Raw genomic sequence first — 24678 nt, forward strand, 5'->3', positions numbered from 1 at the left:
ATTCGAGCTAGCAGGGACAAAAGATTCAGTGGTACAATCAATCTATAAGGTACAAAGACTGACAAGAAGAAAATGTGAAGGGACATTTGCTTATGGATAAGAACCGTGCATTATACGATTTTTTTATGCAGCATGCAGAGGAGCTGACCGAAACATGGTATGAATCAATTGAGGACGATGATCCAGAATCCATATATCGTTCAACAGATTCCAGCATCATATCAGAGCTAAAACGGCAGAATCAAGATTATTACCAGCATTTTATACGAGCTATTATTGAAGATAAGACGTATTTACATACTGAATTTAAAAAATGGTCTGAGGCATTAGCCAGTGACCCAAAGCATTTAAATACACCATTAGATTATGTCGTGAGAGAATACATGTCCAATCAAAGAGTGGTTCTGCATTACTTAAAAGAATTTATCAAACAGCGTCAAGATGAAATTGATATTGACCGCATCTTTTATTGGTATGATTTAATTTCCGAAGCGTTTAATATTTCAATCCATGTGTTTATCCAGCAATATGTGAAAAATACAACCGAAAAACTCGTGGCTCAAAGAGATATGATTTACGAATTGAGCTCACCGGTGATTGTCTTAAAAAGCCAGATTGCGTTATTGCCTTTAGTAGGTGACATTGACACAGCGAGAGCAAAGATTATTTTAGAAAATACGCTAAATCAGTGCTCGCAAAAAGGTGTTCAGCATTTATGTATTGATCTATCGGGTGTGGTCATTATTGATACAATGGTGGCTCATCAAATCTTTGATCTTGTCACGTCACTTCGGTTAATTGGAGTAGAGACGACCATTTCAGGGATTAGACCAGAAATTGCCCAAACAGCAGTGCAGCTCGGACTTCCTTTTAATGAATTTCGCACGGCATCATCACTTGCTCACGCGCTGGACCGCATGACTGAATTTTCTCCAATATAAAAACCAGGCCGATGAATGGCCTGGTTTTTAATTTAGATGACAGCGTCAATTTGTGTGACTTTCCAATTTTTTTGTACTTTTTCGTACGTAACAGTTCGTTTTACTTTGCGTCCATCAAGTGTTGGGACAGTAAATTCATATGTGCGGGCCGTTTGTTTTTTAGAAACAAGTTTAGGTGTGGCTTTTTCCCAATTGAGCATGTTGTCTCCATCACCGACTGGAACAGCCATTTTGCCTTTATGAACAATGAACTGATAATCTTTTAAACCATGTTTGATGGCATCTTGAGTGAAAACTTGAGATAGGTAGCTGTTTAATTTTTTCTTTGTATCAAATGTTTTAGAAAGATAGTTGTACGTCATATCTTTATAGGTAAATGATTTTAATTTGACATTAGAATGGTCTTTAATTTTGTAGCCTGACATTGCACTCCAAAAATGTTCTCTTGCATCAAGGGCAATATGTAACGCTTCTTTATTAGTCAAAGCGGCTGATTTCTTGGAAGCGGCCAATGTTGTTGTTTGTAATGAGATCATAAGCAAAATAGCAGTTAATAAAACAAATAATTTTTTCAAGGCGATTGCCTCCTTTTCTCAATGAAAACTTCTTATGTTACAAATGTTACAATAATTACAGCAATATTACAAGTATTAAATCTAAATGTTTTTTTATTTCTTTTGTTTCTAATTATATAACGTTTGAGGGAGACAAAAAGTTTTCATTTTTTTATTTTTCTTCTTAATCATTATTTAACCGTTCTAAAGAAGAACGAAACGTCTTTTGGAAAAATTTCTATTTAGACGTTTAACACTCTTTTTTATTTAAGACATATACTATCGTGATGAATGTCTAAAGAAAGTGGTGTTTAATATGTATCATCCGTATGAAGGTGTGTATAATGGGTACTCATATGATAGGCAGATGCAAGGATTTCCATCTGTTGGTATTCCTCAAGGTGGAGGGTTTCCTGGGTTTCCGATCGGAGGAGGAGGTACTTGGCCAGGGCAAGGTTCAGGCGGACACTCAGCACCGCCGGCACCGCCGCAGCATATCATTTCCCAGTATCAGCAAGCACTCTCTCAGCCACAAAGTATGCAGTCGCTTATATCGGGGCAAGGTGTTGGCGGAGGCCATCAAACTGTACAATTTGCAGCGGGATGTAATAGAAGATGGACGATTGTGCTTTTGAGAAACGGTCAAGTATTTTTAATGTTCGTTCTTTCCTCACAGCCTTTTGGCCGAACAACTGGCTTTATATGGCCGAACTTTACATTTGGTTCCTTCCCAAGCTCAAGTATTCTTGCATATTCTTGTGCATAAGAAAAAGCCGGTTTTCATCAGCTGCTGATGAAATACCGGCTTTTTTTAATGAATATTTCGAAATACGCCAATCACTTTACCTAGTATACTCACATTCTGTAAAATAATCGGTTCCATTGATGGATTCTCTGGCTGTAATCTAAAGTGTGTATTTTCTTTATAGAAACGTTTCACTGTCGCTTCATCTTCCTCTGTCATGGCGACCACAATATCTCCATTGTTAGCGGTGCTTTGCTGACGCACAATGACATAGTCCTTGTCCAAAATACCTGCATCAATCATACTTTCTCCCATAATTTCAAGCATAAACACTTGTTCGTCTGGTGCTGCAAAAGTCTCTGGAAGAGGGAAGTATTCTTCTACATTCTCAACAGCTGTGATAGGAAGGCCGGCGGTTACTTTTCCGATGACTGGAACGTTCATTACAGCACTCTTTGGAATATTCATTTCCTCTTCATCTAGTACTTCGATCGCTCTAGGTTTTGTCGGGTCTCTTCTTATTAAGCCCTTTGTTTCCAGTCTAGCTAAATGTCCATGGACCGTTGAACTGGATGCTAGACCGACAGCTTCTCCAATTTCACGGACGGATGGGGGATAACCCTTGCTTTTTACTTCATCTTTGATGAATTTCAGGATATCGAGTTGTCTTTTTGATAGCTTCGTCATCTTTTGCACCTCAAAACGTCAATTTTAAAGAAATTATAGCATGTTTTTCCTAACAGTACAAACATAGGTTCGAAAAAACGTTTGACAGAAACGTTTGTTCGTATTTATAATGAGAGACAGAAAGAGCGAACACACATTCTATTAGGAGAGATGACATTATGAGGTTAAAAGAATCTATTATTTTTATTGGGGTATTCTCATTCATCGTTGGCATATTTCTCTCACTTATTGCAGTCACAAGCCATAATGATTCAAATCAATATGTTAAAATAGAGGTTCAATCAGGAGATACTCTTTGGGGATTAGCTGATCAAGTAAATGACAGCAAATCAATCGACAAAAATGCATTTATTGACTGGGTAACAGAACACAATGATCTTGCTTCAACAGAAATCCAGCCTGGAGACATTCTTGTCATACCCGTGAAAAAAGAGCATCCAGTCGTATATCAGCTTGCAACAGTACAATAGAAAGGTCGATTGAAGACATGAACGCAATCATTTATGCGAGAGTAAGCACTGTGAAAGAAGAGCAGGAAACCTCGCTGAAAAGACAAGAAGAAGAACTGCTGGCTTTAGCTGCCATGCACAAGATGAATGTGGTCAAAGTCATCAAAGAAAAAGCAAGTGGATATGAGCTAGATCGTGATGGCGTGTTTGAAATGCTTGCTGCACTGAAGGAAGAGTCGATCGATGCCGTTCTTATCCAAGATGAAACACGTCTTGGAAGAGGACAAGCTAAAATTGCGCTTCTTCATTGTCTATTTAAAGAGAACGTAAAGGTATACAGCGTGTTTCATAGAGGAGAGCTTGAGCTTTCAGAAGCAGATGAAATGGTCATCGAGATTGTAGGAGTCGTCGAAGAGTACCAACGGAAAATTCATAACCTGAAAATCAAGCGGGGGATGAAAAGGGCTGTTGAGCGCGGATATCAGCCTGAACTAAATTTAAGGCAGCAGGACCATGCACCTGGCCGTGAGCGTATTGAAGTGCCTATTTCAGAAATTGTTCGATTAAGAAAAAATAACATGACGTTCGCCGAAATTGCCGCAACTCTTCAGGCATTAGGTTTTGACATTTCAAAAGCAACAGTGCATAGAAGGTATCAAGAATATGAAAAAGGCCTTACCACCTAAAGCGTGATTTGTTGTCAAAATGATTGATATTTAGTAGTATGTAGAGAAAATGCTTTAAAGGAGTTTGTCATGATTTCTAAAGAACAGCTTGCAAGAATAAATGAGCTTTCAAAAAAGTCGAAAGAAACCGGTTTATCAGACGCTGAAAAAACAGAACAAAAGCAGTTGAGAGAAGAGTATTTGAAAGCTTTTCGTTCTTCTATGAAAAATACACTTAAAACTGTCAAAATCGTTGACCCTGAAGGAAACGATGTCACACCAGAAAAATTAAAAAGAGAAAAAGATCAGAACCTTCATTAAGGTTGTGATTTCTTGAATTTTGAAAAGATGGGAAGAATATTCTCGTCTTTTTTCATATTTGCATAACTTTTTAGGTGATCGATAAACTAAATGTGACAAAATCCTTCTTTTTCAGCGTGAAATAGTTGTGAAAAAAGGACAGTAGATTTATGATAATGGTGTACACAAGATACGGAAGGGGATTTATATGGAAACGATTGAATTGAAATCTATTGCAACAATACGTACTCTCTCCATAGACGCAATTGAAAAAGCGAATTCCGGTCACCCAGGAATGCCGATGGGTGCTGCACCAATGGCATACGCTTTATGGACGAATCACTTAAACGTAAGTCCGCAAAATCCAAATTGGTTTAACAGAGACCGCTTTGTTTTATCTGCGGGCCATGGTTCTATGCTTCTATACAGCATGCTTCATTTAAGCGGATACAATCTGAGCATTGAAGATTTAAAACAATTCCGCCAATGGGGAAGCAAAACACCTGGACATCCTGAATTTGGACACACAGAAGGCGTAGACGCGACAACGGGTCCTTTAGGCCAGGGAATTGCTATGGCAGTAGGAATGGCACTTGCAGAAAGACATCTTGCGGAAACGTATAACAAAGACAACTTTCATGTTGTAGACCACTATACATACAGCATTTGCGGAGATGGAGACTTAATGGAGGGAATTTCCTCTGAAGCAGCTTCACTTGCTGGTCATTTAGGCTTAGGCCGTTTAATCGTTCTTTACGATTCAAATGACATTTCTTTAGATGGCGATTTAGATCGTTCATTCTCTGAAAATGTGAAGAATCGTTTTGAAGCGATGAACTGGGAAGTTCTTTACGTGAAAGACGGCAACAACATCGAAGAAGTAACAGCTGCTATTGAAAAGGCGAAGCAAAGCACAGACAGACCTACATTAATCGAAGTGAAAACAACGATCGGTTTCGGATCGCCAAACCGTGCGGGAACGTCTGGTGTGCATGGTGCACCGCTTGGCAGTGAGGAAGCAAAGCTGACGAAGGAAGCTTACTCTTGGACGTTTGAAGAAGATTTCCATGTACCTTCTGAAGTGTACGATCATTTCAAAGAAGCTGTCAAAGACGCTGGACAGAAAAAAGAAGCAGCGTGGAATGAGCTGTTTGCGCAATACGAAAAAGAATATCCAGAGCTGGCAGCACAGCTGAAGCTTGCGATTGAAGGAAAGCTTCCTGAGAATTGGGATCAAGAAATTCCTGTTTATGAAGCAGGTTCAAGCCTTGCTTCCCGCGCATCTTCAGGTGAAGTGTTAAATGGCATTGCAAAGCAAGTACCTTTCTTTATTGGCGGGTCTGCTGACCTTGCTGGATCAAATAAAACAACGATTAAAAACACAGATGATTTCGGGAAAAATAATTATGCCGGCAAAAACATTTGGTTCGGTGTCAGAGAATTTGCAATGGGTGCAGCGCTCAATGGTATGGCACTTCACGGCGGTCTTCGTGTATTCGGCGGAACGTTCTTTGTTTTCTCAGATTACTTAAGACCAGCAATTCGTCTTGCTGCCTTAATGGGACTTCCAGTCACTTACGTCTTTACTCATGATAGTATCGCTGTTGGTGAAGATGGTCCGACGCATGAACCGGTTGAACAGCTTGCTTCACTGCGTGCGATGCCTAACCTTTCAGTTATCCGCCCAGCAGATGGAAATGAAACAGCTGCAGCGTGGAAACTAGCTGTATCTTCAACTGATAAACCGACAGCACTAGTTCTTACTCGTCAAAACCTTCCAACGATTGACCAGGCACCAGAGAAGGCATATGAGGGAGTAGAGAAAGGTGGATACGTTGTGGTTGAAGCAGCTGATGCACAGCCAGAAGCACTTCTACTCGCTTCAGGATCTGAGGTTGGTTTAGCCATTGAAGCACAAAAGGCACTTGAAAAAGAAGGTATCCGAGCATCTGTTGTCAGCCTTCCTGCATGGGATCGCTTCGATCAGCAGTCAGACGAATACAAAGAATCCGTTCTTCCTAAAGCAGTACGTGCACGTATTGCAATTGAAATGGGTGCTTCACTTGGCTGGGAGCGTTACACTGGTCTTGATGGTGACGTGATTGCAATTGATAAATTTGGCGCTTCTGCACCAGGAGAAACCATTATCGAGAAATACGGCTTTACTATCAGCAATGTAGTCAGCCGTGTGAAAGCGAAGCTGAATAAATAAACGAACTCCAAGCATCATGCTTTTTTGCTATCTGTTTGCAGAGCATTTTCATCCGCTCTGCAAACTTTTTTCTTTTTTCTTGTTTTTTTGACAAAACTAGTTTCTTCTTGCTTCATAGATAGACAATTCTTTCTTTCACATTTTTGTATAATACAAGCAATAAACGAGATTGACGAAATGTGAAAGGAAGGGATAGACATGGAACGTCATTATTATATTTATTGGATTGAGGATGAATTTGCGCATCACTATTTTGGCAGAGAATCGATTTTGTTTCATTTGTTTGAGTCGTTACATTGGACGAACCGCACTGACGATGAGCTTGTAATGCTTGTGAAGCAAGTGGATTATGTGACGAAACGAATCCCTGCTTTTCATATGCACCAGCGTCTAATGAATAACTTAACGAACATTCACTATACACAAATAGGCTCGATTTACAGCGCTTCCTTACCAGATGGAAAAGGAACTGCAGCATTTATTATTAAAGACCGGTATATTCAAATGTCTGCCACTGGCAGTTATGAGGCAGAAGCGGTGTTTTTTGAAGTGCTGAGAAAAATCAGCCCTTGTTTTCTTGCGATGGACTTTAGTTCAAAGAAGCATGGGTGGCTTAATCCAGTAAAAGTGAGGAATTTTGTTTAAAAAAATAAAATTGAACGTGAAATGTTGTATAATAGCCTTTTGTTTAGTACACTTTATACGAGACAACATGAAGGAGGAAGAATTATGGATTTATGGGTTGTCATCCTTGTAGGCGTTGTTGCACTGCTTGCAGGAGTTGCACTCGGATTCTTTATTGCTCGTAAGTATATGATGAGCTATTTGAAAAAGAATCCACCGATTAATGAACAAATGCTTCGAATGATGATGATGCAAATGGGCATGAAACCGTCCCAGAAGAAAATCAATCAAATGATGAAAGCCATGAACAACCAAGCGAAATAATACGTACGATATTATGATCATAGATGGAACATGGTTTTAAAGAATGGACAAGCATTGTCCTTTCTTTATTCAATTCACCTTCATCAGACGCTTAAAACCACTGTACTTGCATGAATGAAGCAGGGAAGGTGGTTTTTATTATGGCGTCAAGAGTATGTAAAAAACAAAAAACCCCTATGTCAGAGGTTTTTGTTTCGTTTATGGTCACACATATCAACTGTTCTAAAAATGGTGAGGCATGTTTGATATCATGAAGTATGATTAGTTGGCTGAGTTTGAGTGTAAGTGTCGTTGATATTGTAAGAGGAGATGATCTAGCTGCTGGCTATGTTCGATGGTCACTGTTGATGTCATCCCATTATGCAAGACAACTTTCATCAGCTCTTCTCTTTTTTCTTCGATTTGAGTTAATAATGATGTTTTTACCAAAGTCATGTTCCTTTCATGCAAATCTTGATAAAAAGAATCGATTCTATTATATCCATTTTAAGGTTTATTTTCAAATTTAAAGGATTCATTATCTTGATGTCAAATTAAATTATATAAGGTTTTAAGAGAATAGACCATCTTTATTGAGGTGATGTAAAAAAAATGAAATGATTTTGTCATCTCTTATTGTATATTGTAAGAAGGGGGTGTTCTTTTGACAGATTTGAATTACTTTTTAGCATTTGGAGCAGGATTTCTTTCTTTTATTTCACCGTGCTGTCTGCCGCTTTATCCAGGATTTTTATCGTATATTACGGGCGTTAGTATAGATGAAGTGAAATCCGAGAAGGTGATGCTGAGAAGAAGAAGTCTGCTTCATACTTTATTCTTTTTAGTTGGGTTCTCTATTATATTTATTGCGATTGGCTTTGGGACATCGTTTGTCGGGAAGTTTTTTAATGATTATCATCAAGCGATTCGTCAAATTGGAGCCATCCTCATTATTTTCTTTGGTTTTATGACTCTTGGCGTATTCAAGCCCTCTATCCTCATGGGCGAAAAGAGAATCCAGTTCAAAAACCGTCCTGCTGGTTTTTTTGGATCCATTCTCATCGGAATGGGCTTTGCCGCTGGATGGACACCTTGTACAGGACCTATTTTATCCGCTGTTATCACACTGGCGAGTAACAATCCTGAGTCGGCGGTCATGTATATGATTGCGTATGTATTCGGATTTGCCGTCCCGTTTTTTATTCTCTCCTTTTTCATTACGAAAATGGCGTGGATCAGAAAACGCCAGCAGCTCATCATGCGAATTGGCGGAATCATTATGATTGTGGTAGGGATTTTGCTGTTCTTTGATCTTCTGACATGGATTATCATCATGTTCTCATCATTGTTTGGCGGCTTTACAGGCTTTTGAAATCGTTTTCTACAGTCGCGGCGAATGGTTTTTTTTCGTCAATTGGAGTATATTATACATAGGCTGACCTTAAAGAATAAAGGAATGATTTGATATGATGATCTTGATCTCTTCTATAATTGCGGTATGTATGGCGGTGGCCGTCATGTTTATTCGCATTAAGTCATCTGCAAAACCTGCAACTGCGAAAAAAATTATTTTACCTCCTATTTTCATGAGCACTGGCGCACTGATGTTTTTTGTTCCTATGTTTCGGGTAACTGGAGCTGAATTTTTAGAAGCGATCACAGTGGGGATGTTTTTCTCCATATTTTTAATCAAAACATCGAAGTTTGAAATTAGAGGTAATGACATCTACTTAAAACGGTCAAAAGCATTTGTGTTCATTCTCATTGGACTTCTTGTCCTTCGTATCGGGATGAAGACCATCTTGAGTTCTTCTATTGATTATGGTTCATTAAGCGGGATGTTTTGGATTCTTGCCTTTGGCATGATCGTGCCTTGGCGGGTTGCCATGTATTTATCGTTTAGAAAGCTGTCTAAACAATTAGATCCGCAGCAGATTCAAATGAATTAAACCTCCTTTTAATAAAGGAGGTTACATATTGTTGACAAAGGGCTAAAATGATCTTTTATTTTAGCCCTTTGTCTTCTATTCAGCGTTATTGAAAACCTTTGAAGTCTAGGAAGGACGAGCACTGGCGCGGAGCGAATTTAACATTCGTGAGCACCAGCGCGCAGGACTGACAAAGAATGTGAGGGTTTGTCTAAACGCTGAAACCTCCTTTATAAAAGGAGGTTATTTTAATAACGATTCATATGGCGAGTGATCAATGTTTTTTTCTTGAAGGCGCTTCAGTAAAAACTTATGATCCCGCTTTGGTGTGGCCATAATGTAGCCGCGAATGATTAAGTCTAAATTAATGCTGGCAGCCTGTTCTTTTAATGCCAGCTCACCGATTTTACCTGCAATTTTTTCTTTGGCAACATCTCTAAACAGCTCTGGAACAGGTAATACGAGTTCATTTAACAGCTGTTTGTCCTCATCCCGCCATAGGTGAAGGCTCTTTTGAATATACTCATCCTGCCAATCAAGCTCTGATTTCCCATCTTCCTTTGGCAATCGTTTTAAAAACTTGCGAAACATAAAAAAGCCACCGATTGCGAGTAATCCGATCATCACTGTACCCCAAAATAAAATGAACCACAAAAACCAGCCGCTTAACATGTTCTCACTCCTTATACCCCTTATCTCTCTATTTTATATTACATGAAGAGAGGATAGAAGAAAATAACAAAAATGTATGTTTATGATCTCTATAAATGCCCTTTTTCATTGATAGCCGCCCATTTACTAGAATGACCCAAACCAATTAATAGAAAAAGAATACATTATCATATAGCGACTCTACTATTTGGCCATGGTGGTTCGCAAAAGGTATTGACTTGAAATGAACGGGAAGAGAGCCCACCTATATAAAGGTGGGCTCTTAATGTTTGAAGTGCGGGATTTGAAAGGAAAATGCACCGTTTGGATGGTCGGAACATTTTTTAATTTTGATCGATATGATTCGGTTTTCATAATCTGTTTCAATGTCTTTGTCGTTTAAATAAAAAGGGAGCATCACGCTTTTTTCAATTGGCTGTTCGCCTTCACCATTTGCATGTTGTACTGTGTAAGTCAACGTCAGCTCATGTCCAGCGAAGGTCAGCTTTACATCAGTGATCGATAAGGTGGAGACATCGATTTCGATAATATAATCACGGCTTGTTTCATAAAGATCAATTGGGAGGTGTTCATCATACCAGGCAAATGGATCATCCATTAAAACATTGAGCCAATCATCTATTTCAATAAAATCAGAGGAATTCGATTGCTTTTCATTCTCCATAAACACTCCTCCATCACATCTCATAATAAATCATATGATGAAAGTAGAAATGTGTGAAAGACCTAAAACATCCCGTGTGGTCACGGGATGAGAGGGGGATCATTACATATCATGATGAGAATTGTGCTTTTGTCTTGTATGGTTGCGGTTTTTCACTTTTTTACTGCCTGATAACGGCTCAGGCTGACCGCCTTGATGCTCCTTAGGAGAGTTTTGACGGATGTCTTTCCCTGTATTTTTATTCGTCATGATGTTTGGCTCCTTCTTATCTTATTGATTCTTTTTACGTTTTTTATTGTTTTGCCTTTGTTCTTCTGTTAAAACGAGCTGATCATCTTCCGTATAGCCTGCGCCATTACCCTGGCTTTTGGCTGCGTTCATGCCATTAATGACATGATTCGCTTTGCGTTTTGTCATGTTTTATCACCTCATTTGTAGTATGAGCCCGCCCCGCATCGTTTATGAAGAGTAATCATTTCCTAATGATAAGTTAAACTTATTGAATTTAATAAAAGCATTGTTATTTACTTATGTATGAATTTGTTTTAAGATGAAATTGTGAGAAAATTGTGGTGAAATACGACGATTTTTCTGAGAATTGAAATTGATCTTGATCATCAAAAGGGGGATTTTGGACATGTCGAAACAGCAGCAAGTCGCTAAACAAGACGCTTTTCAATCTAGAAAAACGTTTTCGACAAATGGGAAAACGTATCACTATTATTCGTTAGAAGCACTAGAGAAACAAGGAATCGGAAATGTTTCTAAGCTGCCTTATTCCATTAAGGTACTTTTAGAATCAGTGCTTCGCCAAGTAGACGGTAGAGTGATCAAGAAGGAACACGTTGAAAACTTGGCAAAATGGGGAACTGCCGAGGTAAAAGAAATTGATGTTCCGTTTAAACCTTCTCGTGTTATTTTACAAGACTTCACGGGTGTACCAGCAGTCGTTGACCTTGCTTCCTTAAGAAAAGCAATGGCAGATGTAGGCGGGGACCCGGATAAAATCAACCCTGAAATTCCAGTTGACCTTGTGATTGACCACTCAGTACAAGTTGATAAAGCTGGAACTGAAGATGCATTAAACATTAACATGGATTTAGAATTCGAACGTAACGCAGAGCGTTATAACTTCCTTAGCTGGGCAAAGAAAGCGTTTAATAACTACCAAGCTGTTCCGCCTGCAACAGGAATTGTTCACCAAGTGAACTTAGAGTATCTTGCAAGTGTTGTTCATGCGATTGAAGAAGATGGCGAGATCATCACTTACCCAGATACATTAGTTGGTACTGATTCTCATACAACGATGATTAACGGTATCGGTGTACTTGGATGGGGCGTTGGCGGTATCGAAGCGGAAGCTGGTATGCTTGGTCAGCCTTCATACTTCCCAGTACCAGAAGTGATTGGTGCTAAATTAGTTGGAGAGCTTCCAAACGGAACAACTGCAACTGACCTTGCATTAAAAGTCACACAAGTCCTTCGTGAAAAAGGCGTAGTGAACAAGTTCGTTGAGTTCTTCGGACCTGGTGTTGCACAATTGCCATTAGCAGATCGTGCAACGATTGCGAACATGGCGCCAGAATACGGTGCTACTTGCGGATTCTTCCCAGTAGATGAAGAAGCCCTTGCTTACCTTCGCCTTACTGGACGTGATGAAGAGCAAATTAATATCGTTGAAGAATATTCTCGCGCAAATGGCTTATTCTATACGCCAGATGCAGAAGAGCCAATTTTTACTGATGTTGTGGAAATTGATCTTTCTAAAATTGAGTCAAACTTATCTGGACCAAAACGTCCACAAGATTTGATTCCACTTTCTAAAATGAAAGAAACGTTCCATCAACACATTGAAAGCCCTGCTGGTAACCAAGGGTTTGGCTTAGATAAATCAGAGCTTGATAAACAAATCGAATTTAATCTTGCAAACGGTGAAAAAGCTGTGATGAAGACAGGTGCGATTGCGATTGCAGCGATTACGAGCTGTACGAATACATCGAACCCATACGTGTTAATCGGAGCAGGTCTTGTTGCGAAGAAAGCAAGTGAGCTCGGTATGAAAGTGCCAAACTACGTCAAAACGTCACTAGCGCCGGGTTCTAAAGTTGTAACAGGGTACCTTGTGAATTCGGGACTTCTTCCATATTTAAGAGACCTCGGATTTAACATTGTTGGATATGGCTGTACAACATGTATCGGAAACTCTGGACCGCTTGAGAAAGAAATTGAAGATGCAGTCTCTGAAAATGACCTGCTGATCACTTCTGTTTTATCAGGTAACCGTAACTTTGAAGGTCGTATTCATCCGCTTGTGAAAGGGAACTATCTTGCATCTCCACCATTAGTTGTGGCTTATGCACTTGCTGGTACGGTGAATATTGATTTAACAAAAGATCCTATCGGTGTCGATAAAAATGGCGAGAACGTTTATTTCAATGACATTTGGCCATCAATGGATGAAATCAACAGCGTCGTTAAAAGCACTGTCACACCTGAGCTATTCCGTTCAGAGTATGAAACTGTTTTTGACAACAATGAACGATGGAATGAAATTAAAACGACGGATGATGCATTGTACAAATGGGATGAAAATTCCACATACATTGATAACCCGCCATTCTTTGAAAACCTATCAGTTGAACCTGGTAAAGTTGAACCGCTTAAAGGCTTGCGCGTCGTTGCGAAGTTCGGTGACTCTGTCACAACTGACCATATTTCTCCTGCTGGAGCGATTGGTAAGGACACACCGGCGGGCAAATACTTGCAAGAAAGAGGCGTATCGCCTAGAGACTTTAACTCATATGGATCCCGCCGTGGTAACCACCATGTCATGATGAGAGGGACTTTTGCAAACATCCGTATTAAGAACCAAATTGCACCAGGAACAGAAGGCGGTTATACAACTTACTGGCCAACTGGTGAAGTGACATCGATTTATGATGCATGCATGCGTTATAAAGAGGATGGAACAGGTCTTGCGATTTTAGCAGGTAAAGACTACGGAATGGGTTCTTCACGTGACTGGGCAGCAAAAGGAACAAACCTTCTTGGAATTAAATTTGTTCTAGCTGAAAGCTTTGAGCGTATCCACAGAAGTAACCTTGTCTTCATGGGCGTACTTCCTTTGCAGTTTAAAGACGGAGAAAGTGCAGAAACTCATGGTCTAACAGGAACAGAAACATTTGAAGTTCATGTTGACGAAACAGTTCGTCCACGTGATCTCGTCACTGTGAAAGCAATTGACACAGATGGAAACGAGAAAACGTTTGAAGTGGTGGTTCGCTTTGACAGTGAAGTCGAAATTGACTACTATCGTCATGGCGGTATCCTTCAAATGGTACTTCGCGAAAAATTGGCAAGCAACTAATACAGCAAAGAAGAGAAGGCGATCCAACAGCTTTCTCTTCTTTTTTAAAATAGTGGAGGATCAATCATGTGGAAAAAAGGAATGGCAAGCGCTGTTTTACTTGTGTTGATTGGTTTACTTGCGTGGAATTTATTTGGGCCAAAAGAGCCCGCAATCGGTCTTGAAAAAGGCGATCAGGCCCCTGATTTTGAACTGAAAACCCTTGACGGCAAAACCGCCTCGTTATCTGATTACCGAGGGAAAAAGGTGCTCGTCAATTTTTGGGCGACATGGTGTAAGCCGTGCAGGACGGAAATGCCGGATTTAGACGCGATTAGGAGCGAAAATGACCAAGTTGAAGTACTAGCGGTGAATTTAACGACCACTGAAAAGAGTGTGGATCATGTGGCAGCATTCACAAAAGAATTAAAGGTGAGCTTTCCTGTTTTATTGGACCAAAAAGGCATTCAAGCAAGATATCAGGTGCTCTCATACCCAACGACATACATATTAGACGAAAAAGGACGCATCATGTCTGTGAAGCATCAAATGCTGACAAAAAAAGAAATTGAAAAAGAGCTGGATCTATAATGATTCAGCTCTTTTGCTTATTTTCTAAATGTTTTGGCGAAAATGTAATCATACATATATGGAGGTGAGTGGAATGAGAAGAAGAAAACGACGCACATTTGAAGAGCTTGTGCTTGAAAATAAAAAAGAATTATTAAGCAATGAGGAATTTTTAAACCAGCTTGAAGAAAAGTTGGAAGAGCGATTTAGACAGAAATAAGTTATGAATTATCCGTTTTCGTTCATCCTAAAGAAGAGGGAGGGATGATAATGGGTAGAGAGCATGATAAACAAGCGCAGTTTACACCAGACCATTTAGGGACAAAACCTGTAGCATACAAACGGAATAAAGGTAAAAAGATGCATAATAAATCAAATGAACAGCCTGATGTGATACAGACGAAGGGCGAATAAGGAGGGGAATCATCATGAATAACGAGTCATATCAATCCAATCCAGATGATCGTTCTGATAATGTTGAAAAGCTGCAAGATATGATCGAGAACACACTTGACAATATCGATGAATCTGAAGCAGCGATGTCCGTTTCAACAGAGACAGAAAAGCAAATGATCAAACAAAAAAACGAAAACCGCAAAATGAGTATTGACGCGATGCGTTCTGAGATCAAGGACGAAGAAGCAGCAAGAAAGAATGGCTATACCGAATAAACCAGGGATTCCTGGTTTATTTTATTGCCTCTTTTTAGAAGAACCATTTGGAATGTGGTAAAATGACAGAGACAGACCTTAGGTTTTGATAGGAGAGCGATGAAAACGTGTATGTATCCAAAAAAGAAATAGAAGTCCGTTATGCAGAAACAGATCAAATGGGTATCGTGTATCATGCCAATTATTTAATTTGGATGGAAGTTGGCAGAACAGCATTGATAAAAGAATTAGGTTTTTCCTATGCACAGCTAGAAGCAGACGGCGCTCTTGCACCTGTTATAGACTTGCAGGTTCAATATAAAAAACCATTGCTGTATGGTGAAACAGCAACCGTTCATACATGGATTGAAGAATATAATGGGGTCAAAACGGTGTATGGCTATGAAATTCAAAAACCTGATGGACAAACAGCGATTACAGGGACAACCTCACATATTTGTGTCGATAAAGAAACCTTTAGACCTATTCAATTTAGAAAAGCCTTTCCTGCCTGGCATAAAGTATATGAACAGTCGAAGAAGCAGGTTTAATTTATGGCTTTTGGTATTAAACGAAGCGATTTAAATGCTTGGAAAACAGCTGTCCAGCAAGGAAAAGTTGCTTTTTTAACACACTACTGGCTTGATGACCGTTTTCCAAATGCCAATACCGTCACAAAAGCAGCCTGTCAGGATATGAAGCGGTTAGTTGAGTGGGGAGAAAGACATGGACTAAAAAAAGAATGGATTCATGACCGCGAAGAGTTTCCTCATTTTGACTTGATCGGTGAGCCGCAAAAAAGAATTCTGCAAAAGGAACGATCTTTAGGAAACATTCAGGAGTATGGGCTGTATATTGAAGTGTAAAACAAAAAAGATACCCGAGGGATGAGGTATCTTTTTTGTTTATTCATAATGAAATTCTGGTTCTTTCACGGACTCGTTATAATCAATATGCAGATCATGGTTGTCAAAGTACCAAATATCACTTTCCTCAATAAAGAAAGTAATGCCTTCTATTTCAGCGGTTGCGCCGGCATTTTGAGGTTCATCTTTTGCGACGCCTAGAGAAAAGCCTTTTTGTACATTACTGCACCCGCCATATCTCACAAAAAAGCGAACTTGATCACCTTTTTCTAAATCTAATTCATCCTTGTACCAATTGAGTGCATCTTCTTTTATCGTTAATTTCAATGTGATCGCCCCTTTTTGAAGTCATGCTGTTTTTAAAATGCAGGATGCAAAAACAGCTTTTCTTTACTTTTACCACATATTTAAATGGATGAAACGGCTAGAGCCATTTGATTTTCGGTTCAGTTTTGTTGAGAATTCGTTTGAGGTTGGCGATGTGTCTGTAGATCACAAAGCCAGCAAGAACGGCAACAACAATGATTAAGAAAAGGTCTTTGGTGAATATGCTGTAAATGAATGTATAGATCCCGGTCAGCATAGATGATAGTGAAACATATTTACTAATGTATAAAAATAAGAAAAAAGCAGCGATCATCGTGATAAATAGGAATGGGGCATAAAATAGCAGCACACCGCCTGATGTAGCGACTGCCTTTCCCCCTTTAAATTTTGCAAAGACAGGAAAGCTGTGACCGATAACAGCAGCAACTCCTGCTAATAAGGGATGGATGTCCAGCTGCATGAAAAACGGTAGAGCTGAAGCAAGCGTCCCTTTTAGGATATCAGCAGTAATCACAATAGACCCTGCTTTTACGCCAAGTGTACGAAATGCATTCGTCGCACCTAGGTTTCCGCTGCCATGTTCACGGATATCGATTCCCTTTGCAGCTTTCCCGACAATGAGACCGGATGGAATACTGCCGAGAAGATAAGCCAAAATAAACATCAAAGCAATTAACATCTGCATAACTCCTTTATATTCTCCCTCTTGTCTTACATTTTAACATGATCTTGTGAAAAACATGGGGAACTTTTTTTGAAAAAATCGAAAGCAGATGGATTCAGCTTTGTTTTTAAGCAGAAATTCGCTAAAATAGAGGAAAAGGAGTGTTTGGATGAACAATCCTACGAAAGAAGAAATTGGCCGTATACTAAAGAGCAGTAAACGAATTGCTGTTGTTGGTTTATCAGATCAGCCGCACCGGACGTCTTATATGGTGTCTAAAGCGATGCAGGATGCCGGGTATGAGATCATTCCAGTGAATCCAACGATCGATGAAGCTCTCGGTGTGAAAGCAGTCGCTTCTTTAAAAGACATAAAAGAGCCTGTTGATATCGTCAATGTTTTCAGACGTTCAGAGTTTTTACCAGAGGTGGCAGAAGAGTTTCTCGAAATAGACGCACCTGTTTTTTGGGCGCAGCAAGGCATATATCACGAAGAAGCGAAAAGGCTGATTGAGGAAAATGGCAAGGTCGCCATCATGAATTTATGTATCAAGGTGGCTCATGCGATGACAAAAACTCATTAAATCGTCAAAAATCCTTGGTTTTTCAAGGATTTTTGCTTTTTTGTTGAAGAAATATATTTGCGATTCTGAAAGAAAGCGATAAAATAAGGCGACAGGGACATATCGGCGGCCTTGCATATCGAGAAAAAGAGCGATAAGATAAATATAGAACATTTGTTCTGTTTTGCTAAAACCATCATATGATTGCATTTGGCTTATGAAACAGTCTTGTTTATAATGGACTTCTAGTTCTGATTGCAGAATGTAGAATGATTCTCATAGCTGTGCAAAAGAGCATGTATTGGTGAATGACACATGCATGATGATGATGCAGCTTATTAAAGTGGACAGTAATGAGCAGCATGATCATCATTAAAATCTAGAGAGATCATTTGATGATTAGCCGGTTATGTTTGTTAGTGAAAGGGGATTAAGCATTTGGTTAAAAAGCAGCAAGTAGATTATAACGATGATTCTATTCAGGTGCTAGAGGGGCTTGAAGCGGTCCGTAAACGTCCAGGGATGTATATTGGATCTACGGATTCGCGCGGTCTTCATCACCTTGTCTATGAGATTGTAGACAACTCTGTTGATGAAGTGCTCGCTGGCCATGGAGATCATATCATTGTCAAAATACATAAAGATAACAGCATTTCCGTCCAAGATAAAGGGCGTGGAATGCCTACTGGTATGCATAAGCTTGGAAAACCGACACCTGAGATCATTTTAACGGTCCTGCACGCAGGCGGAAAATTTGGTCAAGGCGGATATAAAACAAGTGGTGGCCTTCACGGAGTTGGGGCATCTGTTGTGAACGCGCTGTCAGAATGGCTCACTGTCACAATTGAACGTGACGGATTTATTTATCATCAGCGCTTTGAAAACGGCGGTAAACCAGTCACATCACTTGAAAAAGTCGGAAAATCGAAAAAAACGGGAACACTGATTCATTTTAAGCCTGACCCTACCATGTTCAGTGTTACGACCTATAATTTCGATACATTATCAGAGCGTTTAAGAGAATCTGCCTTTTTATTAAAAGGGTTAAAAATAGAGTTGATCGATGAACGGCATGATGTACAAGAAACGTTTTATTATGAGACAGGCATTGAAGCCTTTGTTGCTTATTTAAATGAAGAAAAAGATGTTCTGAGTGAAGTCGTCTCATTTGAAGGAGAGCATCAGTCCATTGAAGTAGATTTTGCTTTTCAATTTAATGATGGCTATTCGGAAAATATCCTTTCCTTCGTTAATAACGTCAGAACAAAAGATGGCGGTACACATGAGTCTGGTGCCAAAACGGCCATGACGAGAGCCTTTAACGAATATGCTCGCAAAGTCGCTCTTTTAAAGGAAAAAGACAAAAATTTAGAAGGCACTGACATTCGTGAGGGACTGTCTGCTATTATTTCTGTCAGAATTCCTGAAGAGCTGCTTCAATTTGAAGGACAGACAAAAGGAAAGCTTGGGACAAGTGAGGCTCGTTCAGCTGTTGATGCTGTTATTTCTGAAAAGCTTGCGTATTTCCTTGAAGAAAACCGGGAAACAGCCACTCTTCTTGTGAAAAAAGCGATTAAAGCGCAGCAGGCAAGAGAGGCTGCTAGAAGAGCACGTGAAGAAGCGAGGAGCGGCAAGAAACGGAAAAAGTCTGAAGCAACACTGAGCGGAAAATTAACACCTGCTCAATCTAGAAACCCAGCAAGAAACGAACTATATCTAGTAGAGGGTGACTCTGCGGGCGGGTCAGCAAAACAGGGGCGCGACCGTAAATTCCAGGCGGTGCTGCCGCTGCGCGGAAAGGTCATCAATACAGAAAAAGCAAAGCTTGCTGATATTTTCAAAAACGAAGAAATCAACACCATTATTCATGCAATTGGTGGAGGCGTTGGAGTCGACTTTAATGTAGAAGACATCAATTATGACAAAATTGTGATCATGACAGATGCGGATACGGATGGAGCGCATATTCAAGTACTTCTCTTAACATTCTTCTACCGCTATATGAAGCCGCTGATTGAGCATGGCAAAGTGTTTATTGCACTCCCGCCTTTATATAAAGTCAGCAAAGGCTCAGGGAAAAAAGAGATTATTGAGTACGCATGGTCTGATGAAGAAATGGATGACGTACTGAAGAAAGTTGGAAAAGGGTACACGATTCAGCGCTACAAAGGGTTAGGTGAAATGAATGCCGACCAGCTATGGGAAACGACAATGAATCCAGAATCGAGAACACTTGTCAGGGTCAAAATTGATGATGCTGCACGTGTGGAACGCCGCGTCACAACTCTAATGGGTGACAAAGTAGAACCACGCCGTAAATGGATTGAAAAGAATGTCGCCTTTGGACTTGATGAGGAAAGCAACATTCTTGAAAATGAAAACTTGTCGCTAGCTGAGGAGGTTTAAACATGGCACAACAAGAACGATTTCATGATTTACCATTAGAAGAAGTAATCGGCGACCGCTTTGGCCGCTATAGTAAATATATTATCCAAGACCGTGCGCTTCCAGATGCACGTGATGGACTAAAACCTGTACAAAGAAGAATTTTATATGCGATGTATGCAGAAGGAAATACGCAGGATAAAAACTTCCGTAAAGCCGCTAAAACAGTCGGTAACGTGATTGGTAACTATCACCCGCACGGGGACTCATCTGTTTATGAAGCGATGGTAAGAATGAGTCAGGAGTGGAAAGTACGGAATGTACTGATTGAGATGCATGGGAATAACGGGAGTATCGATGGAGATCCGCCTGCTGCCATGCGTTATACGGAAGCAAGGCTGTCTGCTATTGCTTCAGAGCTTTTAAAGGACTTAGACAAGGAAACGGTCGAATTTGTCGCAAACTTTGATGATACAAGTAAAGAGCCCGTTGTATTACCAGCGATGTTCCCAAACCTTCTTGTAAACGGATCAACAGGGATTTCAGCCGGGTATGCCACAGATATCCCTCCGCATCACTTGGGAGAAGTCATTGATGGTGTTATTAAACGAATCGAACAGCCGCATTGTACGGTTGAGGATTTAATGACGGTCATCAAAGGGCCAGATTTCCCAACAGGCGGTATCATTCAAGGTGTAGACGGTATTAAGAAGGCGTATGAAACAGGAAAAGGAAAGATTATGATTCGAGGCAAAGCGGAGATTGAAACCATCCGCGGCGGACGCCAGCAAATCGTGATTACAGAAATTCCTTACGAAGTGAATAAGGCGAACCTTGTCAAAAAGATGGACGAGTTCCGAATTGAAAGAAAAGTAGAAGGCATTTCAGAGGTCCGAGATGAGACAGACCGTACTGGGCTTCGAATCGTAGTAGAGCTGAAAAAAGAAGCAGATGCAAATGGTGTGCTGAATTTCTTATATAAAAACTCAGATCTGCAAATCCCATATAACTTTAATATGGTAGCGATACATAATCGAAGACCGACCTTAATGACGCTGACAACTATACTAGATGCATATATTGCCCATCAAAAAGAAGTGGTGACGAACCGCTCAGCGTACGAGCTTCGAAAAGCGAAGGAACGCCACCATATTGTCGACGGTTTAATTAAGGCACTTTCCATCTTAGATGAAGTCATTGCCACAATCCGCTCCTCTAATGATAAGCGTGATGCAAAGAACAACTTGATGGCGAAATATGACTTTACAGAAGCACAATCAGAAGCGATTGTTTCACTCCAGTTATATCGTTTAACGAATACAGATATTACGCAATTAAGAGACGAAGCAAGAGAGCTAGATGTGCAGATAGCAGAGCTTGAAGACATTTTAGCGAACGAGAAAAAGCTGCTAAAGGTCATTACAAACAGCCTGAAAAAGCTCAAAAAGACATATGCTGATGAGAGAAGATCCGTTATTGAGGAAAAAATCGAAGAAATTAAGATTAACCTTGAAGTGATGATCGCATCAGAGGATGTTTATGTGACAGTCACGAAGGATGGTTACATCAAGCGAACAAGCCAGCGCTCCTATGCTGCCTCTAACGGTAAGGACTTTGGCATGAAGGATACTGACCGTTTGATTCATCAGTTTGAAATGAATACAACGGATGTTCTTCTGCTGTTTACGAATAAAGGAAGCTACATTTATTGTCCTGTTCATCAGCTGCCAGATATACGCTGGAAAGACATGGGGCAGCATATTACGAATATCATTTCGATTGATCGCGAGGAATCAATCCAAAAAGCCATTCCAATAAAAGAATTTGATGAAACATCATATCTTTTATTCTTTACGAAAGGCGGAATGGTGAAGAAAACAGAGCTTCTTCAATATAAAGCGCAGCGTTATTCGAAACCGCTTGTCGCCTTGAACCTAAAAGGTGACGATGAACTCGTCGATGTTCATGTCACAACAGGACAGCAGGAATTGTTTATTGCAACGAAAAATGGTTACGGTTTGTGGTTTGATGAAGAAGAAGTAAGTGTTGTTGGACCGAGAGCGGCCGGCGTCAAAGGAATCAATTTGAAGGAAGGGGACGAGGTAGTCTCTGGCCAGATCATCGATCCGAAAAACGATGTCCTTGTGCTCACGACACAAAGAGGGGCTGTAAAGCGAATGAACCTCTCTGAGTTTGATAAAACATCAAGAGCGAAACGCGGGGTTCTTATGCTGAGAGAATTAAAGAAAAACCCGCACCGTATTGTGGCTGTGATCGCTGCATCTCTGCACGATACACTTGAAATAGATACAGAAAAGGGTACAACGATTCCGCTTGAAATCTCTACTCTAAGAGCAAATGACCGTTATAGCAATGGATCGTTTATTGTAGATGAGGAAGAGCAGGGAGAAGTGACTCATGTCCTTCTGACGCCTGAACGTGTGCCAGATGACAATAAATAAGCAAACGAAAACCCCCTGCCAGTCGCAGGGGGTTTCTTTTATATACGGGTCTTTTAGCTCTCGTGGTTGCCAAACATGCTTGAAATGGCGTGCACTACTTCAATTCCTTGGTAGACGAAAAGAGAAAGTGAAGTGACAGAGAATAGACCTAGAATGAAAATTCTTAAGAAAAATAACATCGTGTGAAACCTCCCAATTTTTGTTTTGATTTAGATGGTTGGGTTAAACACGAGCTAGTCGGAAATAAGAAGATTGGTAGAACACTGCAAGTAAATGCTTCTTTTTCCGGTCAAATCGATCAGTATGAGTGATGCGTGCAAATCCAGCTGTCATACTGCCAATAATCAGCAGTGCTGTAAATGCGGCAAATACTGCGCTCACATGTTTTTGTTTCTTTTCATCGCCCATTGTCTGAACGATTTTCATTTCATGTGATTCTTGATCGGCAACCACCTTTGCATGATGGTATACCTGAACGGAATGAGGCATTGAGAACAAATGAAAACTTGCAAGTGCTATGCATAAAACACCTAATTTTAATAGCATATTTTTTTTCATTTTTCTCACCCCTTCCTGGTTATTTTCATGATCTTACCACGTTTTCAGTTATTTGAAAAGTCTTATTTTTTTACTTTCCCTCTTTAAAAAAGCGATAAACATCAGGACATCTATAGGACTGTTTCACTTCATGAAAGGTTTCAATTTTATTTTTTAAATTTAAAAAAAGTGCCATGATCATGGATCAGACACTTTTAGTGAGCTTGTAATGAATGCGGTTTTGCTACAGCTTTAGTAAAGATTCCTGCAATACATATGGCAAATAGAACAAAGATAAAGGCATGAAGCAGTCCTACTTGATTGGCAAGCAGCCCTAAAATAGGAGGACCGGAAAGGGAGGCTGTGTAACCAGATAAGGTCACAATACTGACGCGTTTGACAGCGTACCGGCTATCATCGCCAGCTGCAGAAATGGTCAGCGGAAAGCCTAAAGATGCGCCAAGTCCCCATAAAAAGATCGATATCATACATACAACAAGTGAAATTTTTAAAATGACTAAAAATAGGCCGGCAGCTGCTGATAAAATCGCAACTCTTAGCAATAACACTCTGCCAAAGCGATCGATCAAACGTCCGCTGATCAGTCTGCCGCTAATCATGCCGCACAAAAACAAAGCATAGATGACTGTACTCATGGAATGTGAAACTTGGTAGCCATCTACCATTGCAAGTGGAATCCAATCATTGGCCGAGCCTTCGACAAACGCAAGACATAAGGCGATCATCGCAAGAGATATCGTTCGTTTGTTCAGCCATGCCGTTTGACTAGACTCAACTGTATCGGGCTGCTTCTCATGCTGATCCTTTCCTGTCCCATGCGGGATAAACCGTGTACAAATCAATATGCTGAGGAACAGCAGAAGGGCAATAGCGAGAAGGTGTATCAATACAGAGATGCCTAGATGGATAAAAAGAATACCAGCACCTGCTCCAATTAAAGTCCCAATACTAAAGGAAGCGTGCAATATAGGCAGAATGGTTTTCTTGATGCTGTATTCAATCTCTGTTCCTTCTAAGTTCATCGCTACATTGCACATGCCAGAGCCTGCGCCAAAAAGAAAAAGACCAGAAGTGACGACAAAGATAGAAGAGAGCGTTGAACCAATGGCAAGAGTAGTAAATCCAAGGAACATCAAAAAAGCACTGATCACAATCGCCACTCGGCCGCCTTTTTTGCGGACGAATACATTTGAAAGAACAAGCCCAACAATTGAACCAACGGATAAACCGAGTAAAATAAGTCCCATTGTTCCTGTGTTTGCTTGTAATAAATCTCTCACTTCCGGTGTCCGTGAAAACCATGTAGAAATGGAGATTCCAGACATCGTAAAGATCACAATAATTGCTATATACCACTTTAATTCCATCAAATCCCTCACATTTAAAGATATATATGTTATTGAACAAATCTACTCGATTATAAATGAGACTTGCTGATTCGTAAATAACTTGCTGTAGGAACATGATTAATTCTAGTCAAAAGAAATCATTTCTTCCCAATTCTTTTGATGAGAAGGTAAAATAAACATAAAGGGGCGGTAGGA

At 40.1% G+C, this 24678-nt stretch carries 32 protein-coding genes; 20 read left to right on the top strand and 12 right to left on the bottom strand.

What is annotated here, in order from left to right; genetic code table 11:
• Positions 1-92 precede the first annotated feature (92 nt).
• Positions 93-941: an STAS domain-containing protein gene (locus tag MHB41_RS08685; RefSeq protein ID WP_061109911.1), complete on the top strand. Its 849-nt coding sequence runs from the start codon at positions 93-95 to the stop codon at positions 939-941.
• A 32-nt stretch (positions 942-973) separates the two neighbouring features.
• Here MHB41_RS08685 and MHB41_RS08690 read toward each other — a convergent pair whose 3' ends face one another.
• Positions 974-1516 (bottom strand): IseA DL-endopeptidase inhibitor family protein, encoded by a 543-nt coding sequence (locus MHB41_RS08690; RefSeq protein WP_061109912.1) that lies wholly within the window; start codon positions 1514-1516, stop codon positions 974-976.
• 295 nt (positions 1517-1811) lie between these two features.
• Here MHB41_RS08690 and MHB41_RS08695 point away from each other — a divergent pair, with 295 nt between their 5' ends.
• Complete coding sequence (locus MHB41_RS08695; RefSeq protein WP_041109226.1) at positions 1812-2261, top strand: hypothetical protein; 450 nt, start codon at positions 1812-1814, stop codon at positions 2259-2261.
• Between the two features lie 45 nt (positions 2262-2306).
• On the opposite strand, the gene lexA is transcribed toward MHB41_RS08695, so the two are convergent.
• Positions 2307-2927: a transcriptional repressor LexA gene (gene lexA, locus MHB41_RS08700; protein ID WP_034283422.1), complete on the bottom strand. Its 621-nt coding sequence runs from the start codon at positions 2925-2927 to the stop codon at positions 2307-2309.
• Positions 2928-3085: 158 nt separating this feature from the next.
• Between lexA and yneA the strand changes: the two genes are divergently transcribed.
• The 6 genes from yneA (at position 3086) to MHB41_RS08730 (ending at position 7501) form a co-directional block, all read left to right on the top strand.
• Entirely contained in the window at positions 3086-3397 is a 312-nt protein-coding gene (yneA, locus tag MHB41_RS08705; RefSeq protein ID WP_024425130.1) for a cell division suppressor protein YneA, read from the top strand.
• A gap of 17 nt (positions 3398-3414) precedes the next feature.
• The gene (locus MHB41_RS08710) at positions 3415-4062 is read left to right on the top strand and encodes a recombinase family protein (RefSeq protein ID WP_034283427.1); all 648 of its coding nucleotides are present in this window, start codon (positions 3415-3417) and stop codon (positions 4060-4062) included.
• Between the two features lie 69 nt (positions 4063-4131).
• Entirely contained in the window at positions 4132-4362 is a 231-nt protein-coding gene (locus MHB41_RS08715; protein WP_024425132.1) for a DUF896 domain-containing protein, read from the top strand.
• Between the two features lie 187 nt (positions 4363-4549).
• On the top strand, positions 4550-6553 hold the full coding sequence (gene tkt, locus MHB41_RS08720; RefSeq protein ID WP_217008612.1) for a transketolase: 2004 nt from the start codon (positions 4550-4552) through the stop codon (positions 6551-6553).
• 198 nt (positions 6554-6751) lie between these two features.
• Entirely contained in the window at positions 6752-7198 is a 447-nt protein-coding gene (gene sirA, locus MHB41_RS08725) for a sporulation inhibitor of replication protein SirA (RefSeq protein WP_024425134.1), read from the top strand.
• Positions 7199-7282: 84 nt separating this feature from the next.
• Complete coding sequence (locus MHB41_RS08730; RefSeq protein ID WP_003212379.1) at positions 7283-7501, top strand: YneF family protein; 219 nt, start codon at positions 7283-7285, stop codon at positions 7499-7501.
• A gap of 261 nt (positions 7502-7762) precedes the next feature.
• Here MHB41_RS08730 and MHB41_RS08735 read toward each other — a convergent pair whose 3' ends face one another.
• Complete coding sequence (locus MHB41_RS08735; protein WP_008343814.1) at positions 7763-7930, bottom strand: aspartyl-phosphate phosphatase Spo0E family protein; 168 nt, start codon at positions 7928-7930, stop codon at positions 7763-7765.
• Between the two features lie 214 nt (positions 7931-8144).
• On the opposite strand from MHB41_RS08735, the gene MHB41_RS08740 reads away from it, so the two are divergent.
• Positions 8145-8852 carry a cytochrome c biogenesis protein CcdA gene (locus tag MHB41_RS08740; protein WP_267542751.1) on the top strand — a complete coding sequence of 236 codons (708 nt, stop codon included), beginning with the start codon at positions 8145-8147 and terminating at the stop codon, positions 8850-8852.
• 94 nt (positions 8853-8946) lie between these two features.
• The gene (locus MHB41_RS08745) at positions 8947-9429 is read left to right on the top strand and encodes a CcdC protein domain-containing protein (protein WP_024425136.1); all 483 of its coding nucleotides are present in this window, start codon (positions 8947-8949) and stop codon (positions 9427-9429) included.
• A gap of 222 nt (positions 9430-9651) precedes the next feature.
• Here the strand turns inward: MHB41_RS08745 and MHB41_RS08750 are convergent, their stop codons facing one another.
• The 4 genes from MHB41_RS08750 to sspO form a co-directional block, all read right to left on the bottom strand.
• Entirely contained in the window at positions 9652-10080 is a 429-nt protein-coding gene (locus MHB41_RS08750; RefSeq protein WP_024427086.1) for a DUF2621 domain-containing protein, read from the bottom strand.
• Between the two features lie 262 nt (positions 10081-10342).
• Positions 10343-10744, bottom strand: a complete 402-nt coding sequence (locus MHB41_RS08755; protein WP_327831968.1) for an Hsp20/alpha crystallin family protein — start codon at positions 10742-10744, stop codon at positions 10343-10345.
• Between the two features lie 102 nt (positions 10745-10846).
• Complete coding sequence (locus MHB41_RS08760) at positions 10847-10993, bottom strand: small acid-soluble spore protein P (protein ID WP_003211331.1); 147 nt, start codon at positions 10991-10993, stop codon at positions 10847-10849.
• Positions 10994-11014: 21 nt separating this feature from the next.
• Complete coding sequence (gene sspO, locus MHB41_RS08765) at positions 11015-11161, bottom strand: small acid-soluble spore protein O (RefSeq protein WP_034283440.1); 147 nt, start codon at positions 11159-11161, stop codon at positions 11015-11017.
• A gap of 220 nt (positions 11162-11381) precedes the next feature.
• On the opposite strand from sspO, the gene acnA reads away from it, so the two are divergent.
• The 7 genes from acnA to MHB41_RS08800 all read left to right on the top strand — a co-directional run bounded on the left by acnA (position 11382) and on the right by MHB41_RS08800 (position 16176).
• Positions 11382-14111: an aconitate hydratase AcnA gene (gene acnA, locus MHB41_RS08770; protein ID WP_340900341.1), complete on the top strand. Its 2730-nt coding sequence runs from the start codon at positions 11382-11384 to the stop codon at positions 14109-14111.
• A gap of 66 nt (positions 14112-14177) precedes the next feature.
• Positions 14178-14681 (top strand): TlpA disulfide reductase family protein, encoded by a 504-nt coding sequence (locus MHB41_RS08775; protein ID WP_024425141.1) that lies wholly within the window; start codon positions 14178-14180, stop codon positions 14679-14681.
• A gap of 73 nt (positions 14682-14754) precedes the next feature.
• Complete coding sequence (locus MHB41_RS08780; RefSeq protein ID WP_003211002.1) at positions 14755-14880, top strand: FbpB family small basic protein; 126 nt, start codon at positions 14755-14757, stop codon at positions 14878-14880.
• 50 nt (positions 14881-14930) lie between these two features.
• Complete coding sequence (locus MHB41_RS08785; RefSeq protein WP_008357830.1) at positions 14931-15074, top strand: acid-soluble spore protein N; 144 nt, start codon at positions 14931-14933, stop codon at positions 15072-15074.
• Positions 15075-15088: 14 nt separating this feature from the next.
• Positions 15089-15331 carry a small acid-soluble spore protein Tlp gene (gene tlp / locus MHB41_RS08790; protein WP_024427090.1) on the top strand — a complete coding sequence of 81 codons (243 nt, stop codon included), beginning with the start codon at positions 15089-15091 and terminating at the stop codon, positions 15329-15331.
• Positions 15332-15438: 107 nt separating this feature from the next.
• Positions 15439-15861, top strand: a complete 423-nt coding sequence (locus MHB41_RS08795; protein WP_061109915.1) for a thioesterase family protein — start codon at positions 15439-15441, stop codon at positions 15859-15861.
• Positions 15862-15864: 3 nt separating this feature from the next.
• Entirely contained in the window at positions 15865-16176 is a 312-nt protein-coding gene (locus MHB41_RS08800; protein ID WP_061109916.1) for a hypothetical protein, read from the top strand.
• Positions 16177-16215: 39 nt separating this feature from the next.
• Here the strand turns inward: MHB41_RS08800 and MHB41_RS08805 are convergent, their stop codons facing one another.
• Together MHB41_RS08805 and plsY are read right to left on the bottom strand one after the other, a co-directional pair.
• Positions 16216-16503 carry a HesB/YadR/YfhF family protein gene (locus tag MHB41_RS08805; protein ID WP_024425145.1) on the bottom strand — a complete coding sequence of 96 codons (288 nt, stop codon included), beginning with the start codon at positions 16501-16503 and terminating at the stop codon, positions 16216-16218.
• Between the two features lie 97 nt (positions 16504-16600).
• Complete coding sequence (gene plsY, locus MHB41_RS08810; RefSeq protein ID WP_024425146.1) at positions 16601-17182, bottom strand: glycerol-3-phosphate 1-O-acyltransferase PlsY; 582 nt, start codon at positions 17180-17182, stop codon at positions 16601-16603.
• Between the two features lie 154 nt (positions 17183-17336).
• On the opposite strand from plsY, the gene MHB41_RS08815 reads away from it, so the two are divergent.
• The 3 genes from MHB41_RS08815 (at position 17337) to parC (ending at position 22576) form a co-directional block, all read left to right on the top strand.
• Positions 17337-17750: a CoA-binding protein gene (locus MHB41_RS08815; RefSeq protein ID WP_267542750.1), complete on the top strand. Its 414-nt coding sequence runs from the start codon at positions 17337-17339 to the stop codon at positions 17748-17750.
• 417 nt (positions 17751-18167) lie between these two features.
• Positions 18168-20135, top strand: coding sequence for a DNA topoisomerase IV subunit B (parE, locus tag MHB41_RS08820; protein ID WP_034283454.1), 1968 nt, complete (start codon positions 18168-18170; stop codon positions 20133-20135).
• 2 nt (positions 20136-20137) lie between these two features.
• Positions 20138-22576: a DNA topoisomerase IV subunit A gene (gene parC, locus MHB41_RS08825; RefSeq protein ID WP_340900339.1), complete on the top strand. Its 2439-nt coding sequence runs from the start codon at positions 20138-20140 to the stop codon at positions 22574-22576.
• Positions 22577-22629: 53 nt separating this feature from the next.
• On the opposite strand, the gene MHB41_RS08830 is transcribed toward parC, so the two are convergent.
• The 3 genes from MHB41_RS08830 to MHB41_RS08840 all read right to left on the bottom strand — a co-directional run bounded on the left by MHB41_RS08830 (position 22630) and on the right by MHB41_RS08840 (position 24501).
• Positions 22630-22755 (bottom strand): hypothetical protein, encoded by a 126-nt coding sequence (locus MHB41_RS08830; RefSeq protein WP_255222231.1) that lies wholly within the window; start codon positions 22753-22755, stop codon positions 22630-22632.
• 43 nt (positions 22756-22798) lie between these two features.
• Positions 22799-23134 carry a hypothetical protein gene (locus tag MHB41_RS08835; RefSeq protein ID WP_034283456.1) on the bottom strand — a complete coding sequence of 112 codons (336 nt, stop codon included), beginning with the start codon at positions 23132-23134 and terminating at the stop codon, positions 22799-22801.
• 194 nt (positions 23135-23328) lie between these two features.
• Complete coding sequence (locus MHB41_RS08840) at positions 23329-24501, bottom strand: MFS transporter (RefSeq protein ID WP_340900338.1); 1173 nt, start codon at positions 24499-24501, stop codon at positions 23329-23331.
• Positions 24502-24678: the final 177 nt, after the last annotated feature.

The sequence above is a fragment of the Bacillus sp. FSL H7-0578 genome (genome assembly GCF_038630855.1).
Taxonomy (GTDB): Bacteria; Bacillota; Bacilli; order Bacillales; family Bacillaceae; genus Bacillus; species Bacillus safensis.

Excerpts from the sequence above, each read along its gene's own strand:
- MHB41_RS08685 (WP_061109911.1), top strand. The coding sequence starts at position 93 with ATGGATAAGAACCGTGCATTATACGATTTTTTTATGCAGCATGCAGAG.
- MHB41_RS08695 (WP_041109226.1), top strand. The coding sequence starts at position 1,812 with ATGTATCATCCGTATGAAGGTGTGTATAATGGGTACTCATATGATAGG.
- lexA (WP_034283422.1), bottom strand. The coding sequence starts at position 2,927 with ATGACGAAGCTATCAAAAAGACAACTCGATATCCTGAAATTCATCAAA.
- yneA (WP_024425130.1), top strand. The coding sequence starts at position 3,086 with ATGAGGTTAAAAGAATCTATTATTTTTATTGGGGTATTCTCATTCATC.
- MHB41_RS08710 (WP_034283427.1), top strand. The coding sequence starts at position 3,415 with ATGAACGCAATCATTTATGCGAGAGTAAGCACTGTGAAAGAAGAGCAG.
- MHB41_RS08715 (WP_024425132.1), top strand. The coding sequence starts at position 4,132 with ATGATTTCTAAAGAACAGCTTGCAAGAATAAATGAGCTTTCAAAAAAG.
- tkt (WP_217008612.1), top strand. The coding sequence starts at position 4,550 with ATGGAAACGATTGAATTGAAATCTATTGCAACAATACGTACTCTCTCC.
- sirA (WP_024425134.1), top strand. The coding sequence starts at position 6,752 with ATGGAACGTCATTATTATATTTATTGGATTGAGGATGAATTTGCGCAT.
- MHB41_RS08730 (WP_003212379.1), top strand. The coding sequence starts at position 7,283 with ATGGATTTATGGGTTGTCATCCTTGTAGGCGTTGTTGCACTGCTTGCA.
- MHB41_RS08745 (WP_024425136.1), top strand. The coding sequence starts at position 8,947 with ATGATGATCTTGATCTCTTCTATAATTGCGGTATGTATGGCGGTGGCC.
- MHB41_RS08750 (WP_024427086.1), bottom strand. The coding sequence starts at position 10,080 with ATGTTAAGCGGCTGGTTTTTGTGGTTCATTTTATTTTGGGGTACAGTG.
- MHB41_RS08755 (WP_327831968.1), bottom strand. The coding sequence starts at position 10,744 with ATGGAGAATGAAAAGCAATCGAATTCCTCTGATTTTATTGAAATAGAT.
- MHB41_RS08760 (WP_003211331.1), bottom strand. The coding sequence starts at position 10,993 with ATGACGAATAAAAATACAGGGAAAGACATCCGTCAAAACTCTCCTAAG.
- sspO (WP_034283440.1), bottom strand. The coding sequence starts at position 11,161 with ATGACAAAACGCAAAGCGAATCATGTCATTAATGGCATGAACGCAGCC.
- acnA (WP_340900341.1), top strand. The coding sequence starts at position 11,382 with ATGTCGAAACAGCAGCAAGTCGCTAAACAAGACGCTTTTCAATCTAGA.
- MHB41_RS08775 (WP_024425141.1), top strand. The coding sequence starts at position 14,178 with ATGTGGAAAAAAGGAATGGCAAGCGCTGTTTTACTTGTGTTGATTGGT.
- MHB41_RS08780 (WP_003211002.1), top strand. The coding sequence starts at position 14,755 with ATGAGAAGAAGAAAACGACGCACATTTGAAGAGCTTGTGCTTGAAAAT.
- MHB41_RS08785 (WP_008357830.1), top strand. The coding sequence starts at position 14,931 with ATGGGTAGAGAGCATGATAAACAAGCGCAGTTTACACCAGACCATTTA.
- tlp (WP_024427090.1), top strand. The coding sequence starts at position 15,089 with ATGAATAACGAGTCATATCAATCCAATCCAGATGATCGTTCTGATAAT.
- MHB41_RS08800 (WP_061109916.1), top strand. The coding sequence starts at position 15,865 with ATGGCTTTTGGTATTAAACGAAGCGATTTAAATGCTTGGAAAACAGCT.
- plsY (WP_024425146.1), bottom strand. The coding sequence starts at position 17,182 with ATGTTAATTGCTTTGATGTTTATTTTGGCTTATCTTCTCGGCAGTATT.
- MHB41_RS08815 (WP_267542750.1), top strand. The coding sequence starts at position 17,337 with ATGAACAATCCTACGAAAGAAGAAATTGGCCGTATACTAAAGAGCAGT.
- parC (WP_340900339.1), top strand. The coding sequence starts at position 20,138 with ATGGCACAACAAGAACGATTTCATGATTTACCATTAGAAGAAGTAATC.
- MHB41_RS08830 (WP_255222231.1), bottom strand. The coding sequence starts at position 22,755 with ATGTTATTTTTCTTAAGAATTTTCATTCTAGGTCTATTCTCTGTCACT.
- MHB41_RS08835 (WP_034283456.1), bottom strand. The coding sequence starts at position 23,134 with ATGAAAAAAAATATGCTATTAAAATTAGGTGTTTTATGCATAGCACTT.
- MHB41_RS08840 (WP_340900338.1), bottom strand. The coding sequence starts at position 24,501 with ATGGAATTAAAGTGGTATATAGCAATTATTGTGATCTTTACGATGTCT.